At 41.8% G+C, this 13,495-nt stretch carries 13 protein-coding genes and 2 pseudogenes; all 15 read left to right on the forward strand.

All coding sequences use genetic code 11. From position 1 onward, the window contains the following. The first annotated feature begins 163 nt into the window (after positions 1-163). The 15 genes and pseudogenes from mobQ to JCM11969_RS14305 all read left to right on the forward strand — a co-directional run bounded on the left by mobQ (position 164) and on the right by JCM11969_RS14305 (position 13,424). Complete coding sequence (mobQ, locus tag JCM11969_RS14235; RefSeq protein ID WP_054712176.1) at positions 164-2,224, forward strand: MobQ family relaxase; 2,061 nt, start codon at positions 164-166, stop codon at positions 2,222-2,224. A gap of 52 nt (positions 2,225-2,276) precedes the next feature. Then, complete coding sequence (locus JCM11969_RS14240; RefSeq protein WP_156319385.1) at positions 2,277-2,633, forward strand: hypothetical protein; 357 nt, start codon at positions 2,277-2,279, stop codon at positions 2,631-2,633. Between the two features lie 13 nt (positions 2,634-2,646). Continuing rightward, a complete protein-coding gene (locus tag JCM11969_RS14245) occupies positions 2,647-3,261 on the forward strand; it encodes a hypothetical protein (RefSeq protein ID WP_054712180.1) in 615 nt (204 codons plus the stop codon). Between the two features lies 1 nt (position 3,262). After that, a pseudogene (locus tag JCM11969_RS14250) lies at positions 3,263-3,589 on the forward strand (CagC family type IV secretion system protein); the annotation flags it as partial. A 31-nt stretch (positions 3,590-3,620) separates the two neighbouring features. Next, on the forward strand, positions 3,621-3,983 hold the full coding sequence (locus JCM11969_RS14255) for a hypothetical protein (RefSeq protein WP_054712182.1): 363 nt from the start codon (positions 3,621-3,623) through the stop codon (positions 3,981-3,983). Continuing rightward, positions 3,952-4,611, forward strand: a complete 660-nt coding sequence (trsD, locus tag JCM11969_RS14260) for a TrsD/TraD family conjugative transfer protein (protein ID WP_054712183.1) — start codon at positions 3,952-3,954, stop codon at positions 4,609-4,611. Before JCM11969_RS14255 ends, trsD begins: the two co-directional genes overlap by 32 nt. An 11-nt stretch (positions 4,612-4,622) precedes the next feature. Beyond that, positions 4,623-6,638, forward strand: coding sequence for a VirB4 family type IV secretion system protein (locus JCM11969_RS14265; protein ID WP_054712186.1), 2,016 nt, complete (start codon positions 4,623-4,625; stop codon positions 6,636-6,638). Continuing rightward, positions 6,631-8,094, forward strand: a complete 1,464-nt coding sequence (locus JCM11969_RS14270) for a type VII secretion protein EssB/YukC (RefSeq protein ID WP_054712188.1) — start codon at positions 6,631-6,633, stop codon at positions 8,092-8,094. Before JCM11969_RS14265 ends, JCM11969_RS14270 begins: the two co-directional genes overlap by 8 nt. Further along, complete coding sequence (locus tag JCM11969_RS14275; protein ID WP_054712190.1) at positions 8,049-9,203, forward strand: phage tail tip lysozyme; 1,155 nt, start codon at positions 8,049-8,051, stop codon at positions 9,201-9,203. Before JCM11969_RS14270 ends, JCM11969_RS14275 begins: the two co-directional genes overlap by 46 nt. 13 nt (positions 9,204-9,216) lie before the next feature. After that, entirely contained in the window at positions 9,217-9,834 is a 618-nt protein-coding gene (locus JCM11969_RS14280; RefSeq protein WP_054712192.1) for a SadB/YajI family lipoprotein, read from the forward strand. Beyond that, entirely contained in the window at positions 9,821-10,189 is a 369-nt protein-coding gene (locus JCM11969_RS14285; RefSeq protein ID WP_040537815.1) for a thioredoxin family protein, read from the forward strand. Before JCM11969_RS14280 ends, JCM11969_RS14285 begins: the two co-directional genes overlap by 14 nt. After that, positions 10,190-10,660: a hypothetical protein gene (locus JCM11969_RS14290; protein ID WP_041095832.1), complete on the forward strand. Its 471-nt coding sequence runs from the start codon at positions 10,190-10,192 to the stop codon at positions 10,658-10,660. 1 nt (position 10,661) lies between these two features. After that, positions 10,662-12,172, forward strand: a pseudogene (locus JCM11969_RS14295) (VirD4-like conjugal transfer protein, CD1115 family). Positions 12,173-12,186: 14 nt separating this feature from the next. Continuing rightward, positions 12,187-12,561 (forward strand): hypothetical protein, encoded by a 375-nt coding sequence (locus JCM11969_RS14300; protein WP_156319386.1) that lies wholly within the window; start codon positions 12,187-12,189, stop codon positions 12,559-12,561. 5 nt (positions 12,562-12,566) lie between these two features. Continuing rightward, positions 12,567-13,424: a conjugal transfer protein TrbL family protein gene (locus JCM11969_RS14305; RefSeq protein WP_156319387.1), complete on the forward strand. Its 858-nt coding sequence runs from the start codon at positions 12,567-12,569 to the stop codon at positions 13,422-13,424. Positions 13,425-13,495 lie beyond the last annotated feature (71 nt).

Below are 13,495 nucleotides of genomic sequence, written 5' to 3' on the forward strand. Positions count from 1 at the left end.
AAATTAAAGTTAAGAGAATCAGAAGACCGAGTGAAACGAGGTCAATGCGCACTTACACATAGAATGAATTCTATGTTTTACTAACCCCAAAATCCTGTATTAGAAGTCGCCGATGGCGACAACAAAGTCAAGCCCATAGAATCAAAGTAAAGAGGTGACTAACATGGCAATATTTCATATGAGTTTTAGTAATATTAGTGCTGGTAAAGGACGCAGTGCCATTGCCAGTGCCGCTTATAGAAGTGGTGAAAAATTATTTGATGATCAAGAAGGTCGCCGATATTTCTATGCCCGATCGGTAATTCCAGAAAGCTTTATTTTAACCCCCAAAAATGCACCAGAATGGGCCAGTAATCGAGAACAATTATGGAATGAAGTTGAAAAGAAAGATCGTAAATCAAACTCACGGTATGCAAAAGAATTTAACGTGGCTTTACCGGTAGAATTAAGTGAATCCGAACAGAAAGAATTACTGACAAAATATGTGCAAGAAAATTTTGCCGATCAAGGTATGGTAGCTGACGTAGCAATTCATCGCGATCACCCAGACAATCCGCATGCACATGTGATGTTAACCAATCGCCCATTTGACCCCGATGGTAGTTGGGGATTAAAAGCAAAGACGCAGTACATTAAAGATGAAAATGGCAAGCAACTTTTAACCAAAAGCGGGTTTCCAAAACAAAGAAAAATTTGGTTGGTTGATTGGGATAAAGAGGAAAAAATTAATGAGTGGCGGCATAATTGGGCAACAAGTGTTAATCAGTCTTTAGCACAAAAAAATATTCCGGATCGGATTAGTGAAAAATCGTTTGTCGATCAAGGGATTCAAGAGACACCTACCCAACACGAAGGCATTAACAGCCAAAGAAAAAATCGAAAAGCATTTAATCAACAAGTTAGAGCGCAAAGAAACGCTCAAGCTAAATATCATAATCTTGACGAAAAGATAAGAAATCATGAACATTTTGACGCGTTAACTGACGAGCTATCTTTCTCTGAAAAACACACAATTAGTCATCTAAGTCAGCAATTGAAAACCTATGTCGATTTAGAACATTTAGATGATAAACAGCGCATGCTATTTAATTGGAAAAACAGCTTATTAATTAAACATGCTGTTGGTGAAGATGTAACCAAACAACTACTGACCATTGACCAGCAAACGACATCACTAGCACAAGCTAATCAGTTGTTAAATAAAGTGGTGGAACGAGCAACGAAAAAGCTTTATCCGGAACTTAATTTTGAACAGACAACCGCGGCTGAACGACGGGAACTGATTAAAGAAACTAATAGTGAACAAACGATTTTCAAAGGTGGCGAATTGGCAGAACGGTTAGCGGATATTCGAAGTGACTTATTAACCCAGCAATTATTGACGTTTACCAAGCGGCCATATACCAGCTGGCAGTTAGTTAATCAGCAGGCCCAAACAATTGAGAAGCAATTAACCATGGTACTAGCCAAACATGGTCACCAGTTAGACGATTTGAAGCCTACTGATCGGGGCATGCTAGCCGCTTATCAACCTAACGAACTCGAATTCATTTCTAAAGCGGTGAAAAATTTACGGGTCATGCGGGAAGTTAAAGCCGTAGTGCAAACCCAATACAACAGCATTCTAACGACTGCTTTTCCGGACAGTGACCTGGATAAGCTAGAGACGATTGATAAGGAGCAAATTTATACGGCTGTGGTTTACTATGATCCAGAATTAAAGCCATTAGATGCAAACCAGGTTAGTCAATTACAACAGCAGCCACCGGTAGTCTTTACTAGTCAGCAACACCAAGCCGGGTTGAATTACCTGTTAGGTAAAATTGAATTAAAAGATATTCAGGATCATCGACTGCAACGGGTCTTAAAACATGATGGCACCCGGCAACTGTTTCTCGGTGAATGTGGCCAAGATCCTAAGCTTGATCAAAAACAAATTGAAATGGTACAAACCCGTTTGAAACAACAGGCAATGCGGTTTGATCAATATAAGCAAGCTCAAGTTAAGGACTATCAGGCCATTAATTACCACCCAACTAGCCCGAAAAATTACCTGATGAATATTTTGGACGAAGCCTTAATGACCACTTTATATGCGAAAAATACAGACTATCTAAGAAAACAGCAACTACGTGGACTAAAGGAGACCGAGTGGGCAATGACGAAAAAGCAGCGGCAACACCAAACTAGAAACCGGCATGAAGATGGAGGGTTGCACTTGTAACCTAAATGTAAAAAAAATAAATGGTGTAAGTTACACCTTTTAGTGCTAAACTATGACTAAATTAAGAAAGGAGAACTTACATGTGACAGGCAATCAGGAATGGTACAGCCTAACGCAAGCTAATCATAAGCTGGGGCGTGGCCGAAATTATGTCAGCAACTGGATCAAACGACATCCAGAGTTCCCTGATCAATTTTTGCTTGGTTCAGGTACCAATAAATTAATATCTGATGAAGGGATAGAGTGGGTTAAAAACCACATAAAAAAAGAGGGCGTCCTCGTCAGCAGTAGAGTTGCTAACGGGGATCAGCACCTAGAAATACGCCTTCTAGGTGTCACCCTCCTAATAATCCATTTTACAGGGCGGGATAGGGGAACGTCCAGAGAACAATTATCCCGATTGATTTAAAGGAGGTGATCCAATGAAAGTAGAAAGCTGGCAGGGCATTAATGGCAAGCTAATTCATAATGGCCAGAAAGCTATCGTGGTTAAAGACGAACAAGAATTGACGGATCAAGACAAGTTACAAGACCGATTGAAACAGGAAGGTAAACCAATTGACGAGGTACGGAAAGCATTAATCAAAAATACCGTTAAGCGTCAGATTAAGACCGACCCATTAAAAATCAGTAGTTGGTTTAATCGTCATCAAGACAGCAAGAACGCCAAAAAAACTGAAAAGCTAGTTAGTGATAAGCCAACTCATCAATATAAGCAAATCAAAAACGAATTAACTTTTTTTGGTGAAAGCTTTTTAGAAGGTTTCTTAGGTTTCTATGGCTTAGAAGTTGATAACGCCTTAGGCCGTTATGAACATAACTTGCATGTCCTAGAGACCCAAGAGTTAGGCCAGTCAGAAAAAGAGTATTACTTAGCCACGAGTGAAAATGGCCACGTCAGATTAGCCACCGACCCATTACCAAGCCAGCAAATTGCCGAGGAACAATTGAACAAGTTCTATCAGCGTGAGCCAGAAGAAACGCAGGCAGAACAAATTCAATTACGAACATCAGAAGACGATAGGAAGGAGGAATAACATGTCAAAATACAGAAAAATGAAAGCGTTAGCAACTACTGGAGCTACTGCGATTTATTTGGGGCTGATGAACGCCCAGGTTGTTTTGGCGGCGGACGGCGGCGAAGTTAAAAGCAAGCTAACCAGCGCTGGTAAGACGATTCAAGGTATTTTAACTGGGTTGGTCGTTTTAGTCGGGATTTGTGTCGCGCTATTTATTATTATCAAAAGAATGCCTGACGCAGACGATCCGCGAGAGAAATCAGAGGTTTATCATGCGGTTGGTCGGGTGGCTGGTTTAGTGGCCTTAGCGGCAGCCATTATCTGGCTATTACCTTGGGTTTACAGCTATTCACTTAATTTAAAAAGGAGCCTGCCAAATGAAGAAAGGAAAAGAATTTATCTTCCCAGAGAACGTAGATAAAGATTACGGGATCTGGAAAGACTACACCTTGAAGGATTTTGGCTATGCGGCGCTGGCAGGACTAGTGGGCTTAATTTTTATTGCGATCCCACCCTATAGTCTGATCTTAGTCCTGATAAAAATAGTGATTGTTGTCTTAGCCATGACGATTGTCATGGCTATTTTAACAATTCGGCCAGTTTCGGCGCGGAAGAATATTAAAGTACGGGATAACTTTAAGTTGAAACGCCGCTATGCCAATGGTCAGAAACTGTTTTATTTAAAACCGAAGAAGCGAGGTGAACTAAATGCGTTTGAAGAAGAGCAAAACCGCCAATAAAGCAGCCAAGCTCGATTGGGATTACCAACCGCCTAAAATCAATGGTGGCAAAGAAACCATTGATGACATGAGTTTAGTGGTGGGTATGTATGGTAACTACGAAGTTACCAAAACGGGTAATCTCGTTGGGATTTTGGAAGTTAGTGGGATCAATCTTGATCTGCTTAATGAAACCGAACAACAGGACGTTTTTGAGGACTATGGCGCGTTTCTCATGAGTACCTTAGGTGAAGGTGTTGATGACACGCTACAGTTCTTAGAACCGACGATTCCCGTCAATATGACGGCTTATCTCAATGGTCTCAAACGGCGGTATCTCGCCTTACAAAAAGACCACCCGGAGCAACAGTTCAAAATCCAACTCATAGCCAGTTATTTGGACCACTTTACTAAAGTCCAGGAATCCAAAAACATGACAACTAAGCAACATCTGCTAATCGTTAAGGTACCGATTAAAGACAAGAGCGTTAAAAGCTTAAACTTAGCCGTCACTCATTTAGACGAAAAGATCGAACAGGTTAAACGGGATATTGAAAATGCGTTAACGGACTTTGATGTGACGGCCAAAGTTTTGACCAGTCAGGAAGTCCAAGAGATTTTAAAGAACTTAATCAATTTCAATGGATAGGGGGAAACAAAATGAATTTTGGCGATAAGGTCATTGATTTGTTCATGCCAACCAAGAAAGAAAGTAGGCAAAATAGTGAACCAACGGTTAATAAACAAAAACCGGAGGTTGAAGACTTTACCAAGCTGATTGATCGCGATAGCTTGCATTCACTATTCCCGTTTATCTGGGAACAGTACCCCACCTACGTCCAGTCGGGCGAGAATTTTATTCGGGTGTTAGCGATTGCTGACTATCCCAAGCGGGTGTATGGCAACTGGTTGTCAGAATTGAAGCGCAAAAAAGGCGTTATCGATATTGTGCAATATATCGACAGCGCCAGTAACAATTCAATGATTACCTATTACAAGAAGACGATTCAAAATAAGGAAGCGCAGAAGTTAAATACGTTCGACCCGTATAAAAAGAAGATTCTGCAAAATTATATTGATTCAGCCAACATGCAACTAGATAAATACCTTGATAATTCTACCACATTTGTGTACCAACATATGCTCATTTATCTGCGGGCCAACAGTTTAGCAGAACTAGACGATTTAACCGAAAACGTCAAGAACACCTTGATTAAGCTACAGATGAAGCCCTTAGTGCCCGTTAAAGCGACTTTCCAAGCATTTTGGTCAACCATGCCAATTAACGAGAACCTCATGGGAGATTACACCTATAAAGAGAGTAATACCGAAGTCGCCAGCAGCATGTTTCCCTTTGACGACGCGGAGATTTTGGACTTGAAGCCTAGATCTGATATTGAAGGGGTTAACAAAGATACCAACAGCTTAATTGCCGTAGATATGCTGGATCGCAACAAGACGCTAAATCAAAATCAAGTCATTATCGGCACCTCGGGGGTCGGCAAGACCACCTATATGATTCAGAAAATCTTACGCTACGCCATTCAAGACTATCAACTCTACATTATTGACCCAGAAAACGAATATACCAAGATTGTTGAAGCCCTGGGTGGCGCAGTCTTGCACCTAACCTCGAATGCTAAGTACAAAATTAACCCGCTCCAAATTTTCTCCGAAGAAATCCTAAGCGCCGATGAGGCGGTCACGAACCTTGATTTACTAGTTAAAGATAAAATCCAGCGATTAAAGGGATTCTTTGAAGTCCTTAAAACCGGGATTACCCAAGTTGAACTGGCAATCCTTGATGATGTCGTTAAACAAGCTTACGTCAACAGTGGTGTTTTGAAATACAGCCGCTTAAAAGAGATTAAAGACGATCAGTGGCCGACCTTATCCAATGTTTATGACGAGTTGGAGAAACTGGCTGATAAGGACGCAGATAAGTTCAGTCGGGTTAAAGACTTCTACTACATCTTAGGCAGCTATACCCATGGTTCTAACAGCCTATTTGACGGGCACACCAACGTTAACTTAAAAGGGAAAATCATTTCTTTTGATCTAAAACCACTACAAAGTGAACAGGAAGTCCAATCAGCGGCTTATCTGAATACCTTCCAGTATTTGTGGGACGAAATCACCAAAGATCGGCATAGCCGCAAGAAATTGTTTGTCGATGAATTTCACTTTTTGACTTTGCACAAAGCGGCCGCCACCTTTTTCCATCAAGCATACAAACGTTTTAGAAAATACAATGCCGGGGCCATTGCCGGAACGCAGCAAATTCAAGATGTGATCGAAGGCACGACAGATACCGGGCAGAACATTGGTGAAGCCATTATTGGGAACTCCTACACCAAAGTGTTCTTTGGTCTTGACGGTAAAGGCGTTGATGATGTGATTACCAAATTGCGTATGACGTTCTCGGATAAAGAAAAGAAGCTACTAGAACGCCGTAGACAAGGCGAAGCCCTGATGATCTATGGTAGCCAACGCGCCTTTATGCGTGTCGAGTTGACCGAAGAAGAACTACGGCTAATCGACCCAGAAGCTTACCAAGAAAAATACAATCGTGAGACAGCCGAACAACCGGATTATCAAAAGCGCGTGATCTTAACTCCCAGTGAAATTGACGCTTTAACTACCACCGAGGAGGAAGGAGGGACTTTAAATGAGTAAATCAAATCAGCTATTAAATATCGAGGTTGGCACGTTCAAGCGACAGGGAAACAAGTTAATTCTCGAACTCAATCGCAATCAGTTTCGATATGACCAGTTGAGTGAGCTAAACGAATTAAAACAAACTGATTCCAAGTTCTTGCAGTTAGTTAACGTGGTTGAGCAAGACCAGAAGGTTGTTTTAACTTATACCTTGCCGGATAAGGTCAGATCATTAAAGGAATTACCACATGAAAATAAAGCAATCCGGTCAGCGATTGCCAAGGAAATCATGACGCAAAAGGTGGTTAACGATAGCCAGTATCACGTTGCGTTGAACCCAGCTAACCTGTGGTATTACCCAATGCAACATGTTTGGTACGCCTACCGGGCCAATGAACTCATGCCTTATGATGACAAGCATAGCAATTTAGCCAAATACAAAGCACTGATTCTGTTTTGCTTGACGGGGACGCCCTACGAACGGCTACTAAGCAATCCCCAAGAAGCCTTGGCCAAACACCCGGATGACTATTTACAACAAGTAGCTAAAGCTACGTCGTTAAATGAGTTAACGGAAGTGGTTAACGGGATTGAGGACTTTGTGAGCTATCACGAATGGCAGGAAGTTGAAACGGCCCAGCAGAAAACCAAGCAACGATTATGGTTGAGTATGGCCGGGGTGGCGATTGTGGCCGTTTTGGCCGTTGGCTTAGTCCATAAAAGTGACGAACGGCAATATCAAAGCTTAGCTAACCAGAACCAAGCCCAGGTCACGCGATTAAAATATAGCGGTCAAATTCAAACTGCTTTAAATGATCGGAAGTGGTCGGAAGCGCAAAGTGATATGCAACGGGCCGGCTACCCTGCAACTAAGCAAGTCAGTGTCTTTTTAAAGCATCGTCAATACCAGCAAGCTTTAAAGGTTGACCCGAGCCAATTGAACAAGATAATCAATGCGGCTTATACCAACAAAGATAGCGGGCAGATTTCCGATTGGCAGTTACCAACTAAGGCGACGAGTAAGCAAAAAGATCAATTGAAACTCGAAAAAGCGATTGTTAATTATGATACCAATACGCTTAATAACCAATTATCCTTTACGACGAACGCTGATGTTTTATTGAGAATGGGACAAGCCTTCCTAGCCCATAACGATACGCAAGATGCCCAGACCGTCCAAACCAAGTTAGCCGGCGTGAACAGTCCTAAAGCTAAGTATTTAAAAGCCTTGTTAAGTCTCAATGCCGCTAAGAACGAAGTTAGCGACGCCCAAAAGAAGTTGGATGACGCCAACAAGATTGATGGCAGTAAAGATAAGGACAAAGACAAGAAGGTGGATTCGGCTAAGTCTGATTTAAAGAATGCCCAAAACGATCAGCAAGCGGCCCAAAAAAAGGTCGATCAGGCCAAGCACAAAGTGGTGATTAAATGCAGGTATTGTCATTTGAATATAAGAAAAAGAAGTGGAAGTTGATTGCTTATATTGTGGGTGGCGCCCTTCTGCTAATCATCTTGCTGATCGCCGCGATTACTGGTCAGCTACAAGAAAACAGTTGTGATAACTCAACCACCATAGAGACGCAATTAGATAGTAAGAGCATGACAGAAAATGCCAAAAATATCTATGCGCACTGGAAACAGAAGTATGGTGCCACGCCACAAGCGGCGGCTGGTATCTTGGGGGTCTTACAACTAGAAAGTCGGCTTGATCCCAAGTCCGTTAATTCAAGTTCCGGGGCCACGGGCTTAGCCCAGTGGTTAGGTGGTCGGAAGGATAAGTTGGAAGACTTAGCCCACAAAGAAAACAAACCAGCGACGAATCTTGGCGTGCAGTTGGACTATCTCGATCAAGAATTGAACAGTAGTTACTATGCGTCAAACAAGCAGATCTTTAAGTATACGGATGTGCACAAAGCGACAAAAGCCTGGTTAATGGATTACGAGGGCATGAGTAAGAACCCGGAACAATGGTATCTAAGCCAAAGATACGGGTATGCCGATCACTGGTATTCCGTGTTCGGGGCGAGTGATCCCGTGGCCGGTAATACGTTAGATAATGCAAGTTCAGGAGATCTGACCGAGCTAGGTTGCGATAGTGACCCGAGCTATTCCGGTGGCAGCATTGTTAAAAACGCGGAAAGTATGAAAGGTGACTTCTATTATGTTCAAACCCACCCTAGCCCCGATTTAGGCAGTGATTTAAAGAATCCTAACAAAACCGGCGGAACCGATTGTTCCGGTTTTGTCTGGTTAGCCCTGAATAAGGCTGGTTACAAGGTACCCGCAAATATTGGCTGGTTTACCGGCACGATGGCCAGTGACGCCAAAGGCAGCCATCAATATCTGAAACAGATTAGTGAAAATGACGCGAAAGCCGGCGATATTGTGATCGTCAATCAAGGTGTGGGAGCCGGCAACAACGGGCATACTGCCATTCTGCTAGGAAAGTGGCAAGGCAAAGCCACCAAAATCATTGAACAAGGTGGCGTAGGCGACAAGGTTAACGAAAGCACCTTTGGCACCGCCTTTTATAGCTTACTAAGTGGTAGCGATGTGACGTTAGCTCGGCCAATCAAGAAGTAAGGAGGACGAGTAAATGAAACGCAGCATGGTTTTAAGTATTGCGATTGGTAGTTTGATCTTAATCATGTCATTAGGGGCGAATGCCTATCAACATAGCCAAGTTAAGCAGGCGCAACAGCATATTAGTCGTTTACAAAAACAGAAGCGCCAAGTTAACCAGCAATTGACTAAAACCAACCAACAAAAGCAGTTATTGAGCACCCAAATTGACAGTTATAAGACCTACCAAAATAATAAAGACAAAAGTCAGGCTGAACTTAGCTTTAATACGGTGGTCACCAAGTTCTTTGATGTCATGAATAACTTCAAGCCCAAGACCTACGGACAGCGTAAAGATGGCGTGAAAGACTTGATTTCCGACAATCTATATCAGCAATACTTTTCAAATAAGGGCACGTATGGTGATAGCAATAGTGTTTCAGCTAAGTTAAATCAACTGAACCTGTATACGCAAAGTAAGCAGGGGCAAAATATGAAAGGCTTGGCCGTTGTCAGTTACGAAAGTAAGAGTGGCGACAACGACTGGCAAAAGGCGACGGTACTTTATCAAGTGACTTTCGATACCACCACGGATCGAATCACTGATGTACAGAATCTTGGGAACAGTTTTAAAGCGAGTGACCTTGATTAAAAAAGTAAGCAAAGCCCTAGCGGTGATCGTGGTGATACTTGCAGTATTAGGCTTTGCAGGTCATAGCTATGTGAACCATGTTGAGAAAGAGAAAACAGTTGTGACGCTGGCTAAGCACCCTAAAAAAGTGTTGTTCTTCTATCGCGATGATTGCCCGGATTGCCAAGCTATTTTTCATCAGATTTATTGGCACAACGCAATCAGTCACAACATCGTCTTGATTAACATGAACCAACCGCAGAATCGGCATTACATTCAAAAATATCAATTAACGTCAGTACCAACCTTGATCCATGGCAAGCAACGATACTCCGGTACCAACCAACAAAGGATTAAACAGATAGTAGGTGATTAGATGAAAGACAAATTATTAAACAGCGTTAAAGTCAGCTGGCCATATCTACTAACGCTAATCATTGGCTTGTATTTAGCGGAGATTTTAGCTGGATCAGTCATGGCCTTGTCGCACTATAAGCTAACTTTTGCGGATCATATGCCAACCGTATTAAAACAATTAGCCTTGCACCCCTGGCACTATTACAACTTGTATTTGGGTCAAAAGAACCCGGTATTAATTATCGTCAGTATTGCTGTGGTACTATACACCGTCTATTTTGCCTTGAAACGGAACAGCAAGCATAAAGCTTGGGAAACTGCGGACACTGAAACCCACGGGAGTGCGACCTGGGGGAATTTAAAAGAATTAAGTGACCATTACTTTAGTATCAATGCCAAAGACCTCACCACAGCATTTAACAAGAGTACCAAGGCAGAAATTCTCAAATCATTAGTGGATCGAGAAAAGTCAGCGAAAGGGGGAGATTAACATGAATGGGACGATTTTAGGGATCGTGGATAAACGGATTGTTTACCAGAATAACAGCACAAAACCCAATCGGAATATCTTTGTGGTTGGGGGACCTGGATCATATAAGACCCAATCAGTCGTCATTACCAACCTGTTTAACGAAACGGAGAACAGCATTGTCGTGACCGATCCGAAAGGTGAATTATACGAAAAGACGGCCGGTATCAAACTAGCCCAGGGTTATCAAGTACATGTCGTCAACTTTGCCAACATGGCGCATAGTGATCGCTACAATCCTTTTGATTATATTCAACGGGATATTCAAGCCGAAACCGTGGCAACAAAGATCGTGCAAAGTGAAAATGCCGAAGGTAAAAAAGACGTGTGGTTCAGTACCCAAAGACAGCTTTTGAAGGCTTTAATCCTGTTTGTCATGAACCACCGGTCACCAGAACAACGAAATTTGGCGGGCGTAACGCAGGTCTTACAAGAAAATGACGTTGAAGCCGAGGAAAAGGGTGCGGATAGTCCGCTAGATACCTTGTTTCTTGAGCTAACTATGACTGATCCAGCGAGACGCGCTTATGAGTTAGGTTTCAAAAAGGCTAAAGGAGAAATGAAAGCCAGCATTATTGAAAGCCTGTTGGCGACCATTTCGAAGTTTGTTGACAAAGAAGTGGCCAATTTTACCAGCTTTTCAGACTTTGATTTAAAAGAGATTGGCAAAGCCAAAGTAGTACTGTATGTGATTATTCCGGTCATGGATAATACCTATGAAAGCTTCATCAATCTGTTTTTCTCACAATTATTTGATGAATTATACAAATTAGCCGCCGATCATCACGCTAAATTGCCCCACCAAGTCGACTTTATCCTTGATGAATTTGTCAATTTAGGGAAGTTTCCCAAGTATGAGGAGTTCCTAGCGACGTGTCGGGGGTACGGCATTGGCGTGACGACAATTTGTCAAACCTTAACCCAGATCCAAGCCTTGTATGGCAAGGATAAGGCCGAGAGTATCTTAGGAAATCATGCCGTTAAGATTTGCTTAAATGCCGCTAATGATGTGACCGCTAAATACTTTAGTGATCTGTTAGGAAAATCAACGGTGAAAGTGGAAACGGGTAGTGAGAGTACCAGTCATAGCAAGGAAGAAAGTCACAGCAAAAGTGATAGTTACAGCTATACGAGTCGTTCGCTCATGACGCCCGATGAAATTATGCGTATGCCCGAAGATCAGAGCTTATTAATCTTTAGCAATGCGCGACCAGTCAAAGCTACAAAAGCGTTCCAATTTAAACTATTTCCAGGGGCTGATCATTTGGTTAACTTGTCACAGAATGAGTATCAAGCCAACCAGAAGCCAGCCAGGAAACCCACTTTAAGAATAAGGTAGATAAGTGGAATCAGACAGTTAAAGCACAGCACCAAGCCAAAAAAGACGATCAAACAACCGATGACGAAGAAGACAAATTGCAGGATAATATCGATCAAGAATTAGAGTCTAGAAATAAGAAAATGCTTGGATAATGGGGGACATATTAATGAAAAAATATTGGAAATATATAATCGCTGTGATGACAGTGTTGCTGATTGTTGTTGGTCTTACCGCTTGTGGGAAGTCTACAGCACAGGATTTGCAAAGTAATAAATGGTATCTCAACCAAAAAGGACAAAGCTACAAAACCCAATTTAATAAAAAAACAATGATTATTGAAAGCCCCTTGATGAATGTAAATGCCAATTATTCAGTCAGTAATACTTCTGGTAAAGAATATTTAAAAGTAAATACTGATGATGAGAAGAATCAAAAATTTGAATTAACTCAAATTAGCGATGGTTATAAAGCTAAAGCAATAAATAAAACTGCCAAATCAGATGACGGATTAGGAAGCTTTGAATTGCAAAAAAGGAAGTGATAGATATGTTTGTTTTAGGTGATATTTCAGGACTGGTTCAGGGAGCGATTGCTAAGTTTTTTGAATGGGCACTGTCTGGTTTGTTGGACGGCTTATTCAACATCTGCAAGGCCATTATTGACCAAGCCAATCAAAGCTTGCCAATTGTTAAAACGTGGTATGCCATCTTCCTGTCCTTTGCGACATCGTTAGTCGTTGTGGTCGTCCTTGGCCGCATTGTGATGACAATTCTAAAAGAGGCAGATGAAAGTACAGATGTTACTTGGGCTAATATCATCATGGACGGGATTAAATCAGCGGCCGTGATTCCGGTTTTCGTGTTTTTACAGGGCTTTATTCAAGGTTCAATTACCTTGCCCCTGCTAAAGTATATGTTTAGTTCTGATCAGAAATTCACTGCTAAATCAATTACCGGCATGAATAAAGTTCCTGGGCTAAAAGATGTTGGCATTTCGCTACCCTTACAGATTTTGTTTCTGCTAATCTTCACTGTCGTAACCGTCGTGTTCTTTATCAAGATGTGTGTGTTTGTGGCTGATATGGCTTGGTATAACCTGACAATTCCTTTAGCTGCAATGAGCATGGCGACCGAAAGCTTTGATTACAGTGGCACGTGGTGGAAGAAGTACATTTATTACAATGCTTCTATTATTAGCCAGGTGCTTTGTATGTCACTATCAGTATGGTGTTTCACTAATATGGCTAAATACGGGTTTATTGCTTTTATTGCTTCAATCGGATTCTGTTTTCTGGTGGTCAAAACACCTGACGCCGTTAAAGACTTTTGGGCTTCAACCGGTGTGACTAAAAGTGCTGGTATGGGTGCCATGAGAATGTTTCAAAATTATTTCCGTAACCACTAGGAGGAAAAATAGTTATGAAGAAAATCGCACACTGGTTATTGGAAAAAGCCAAAAAAGATATGCGAACCGAT

The organism is Secundilactobacillus paracollinoides DSM 15502 = JCM 11969 (assembly GCF_001311135.1).
In the GTDB taxonomy this organism is placed as follows: Bacteria; Bacillota; Bacilli; order Lactobacillales; family Lactobacillaceae; genus Secundilactobacillus; species Secundilactobacillus paracollinoides.

Coding starts and splice junctions, on each gene's coding strand:
- mobQ (WP_054712176.1), top strand. CDS start 164: ATGGCAATATTTCATATGAGTTTTAGTAATATTAGTGCTGGTAAAGGA.
- JCM11969_RS14240 (WP_156319385.1), top strand. CDS start 2,277: ATGACTAAATTAAGAAAGGAGAACTTACATGTGACAGGCAATCAGGAA.
- JCM11969_RS14245 (WP_054712180.1), top strand. CDS start 2,647: ATGAAAGTAGAAAGCTGGCAGGGCATTAATGGCAAGCTAATTCATAAT.
- JCM11969_RS14255 (WP_054712182.1), top strand. CDS start 3,621: ATGAAGAAAGGAAAAGAATTTATCTTCCCAGAGAACGTAGATAAAGAT.
- trsD (WP_054712183.1), top strand. CDS start 3,952: ATGCGTTTGAAGAAGAGCAAAACCGCCAATAAAGCAGCCAAGCTCGAT.
- JCM11969_RS14265 (WP_054712186.1), top strand. CDS start 4,623: ATGAATTTTGGCGATAAGGTCATTGATTTGTTCATGCCAACCAAGAAA.
- JCM11969_RS14270 (WP_054712188.1), top strand. CDS start 6,631: ATGAGTAAATCAAATCAGCTATTAAATATCGAGGTTGGCACGTTCAAG.
- JCM11969_RS14275 (WP_054712190.1), top strand. CDS start 8,049: ATGCAGGTATTGTCATTTGAATATAAGAAAAAGAAGTGGAAGTTGATT.
- JCM11969_RS14280 (WP_054712192.1), top strand. CDS start 9,217: ATGAAACGCAGCATGGTTTTAAGTATTGCGATTGGTAGTTTGATCTTA.
- JCM11969_RS14290 (WP_041095832.1), top strand. CDS start 10,190: ATGAAAGACAAATTATTAAACAGCGTTAAAGTCAGCTGGCCATATCTA.
- JCM11969_RS14300 (WP_156319386.1), top strand. CDS start 12,187: ATGAAAAAATATTGGAAATATATAATCGCTGTGATGACAGTGTTGCTG.
- JCM11969_RS14305 (WP_156319387.1), top strand. CDS start 12,567: ATGTTTGTTTTAGGTGATATTTCAGGACTGGTTCAGGGAGCGATTGCT.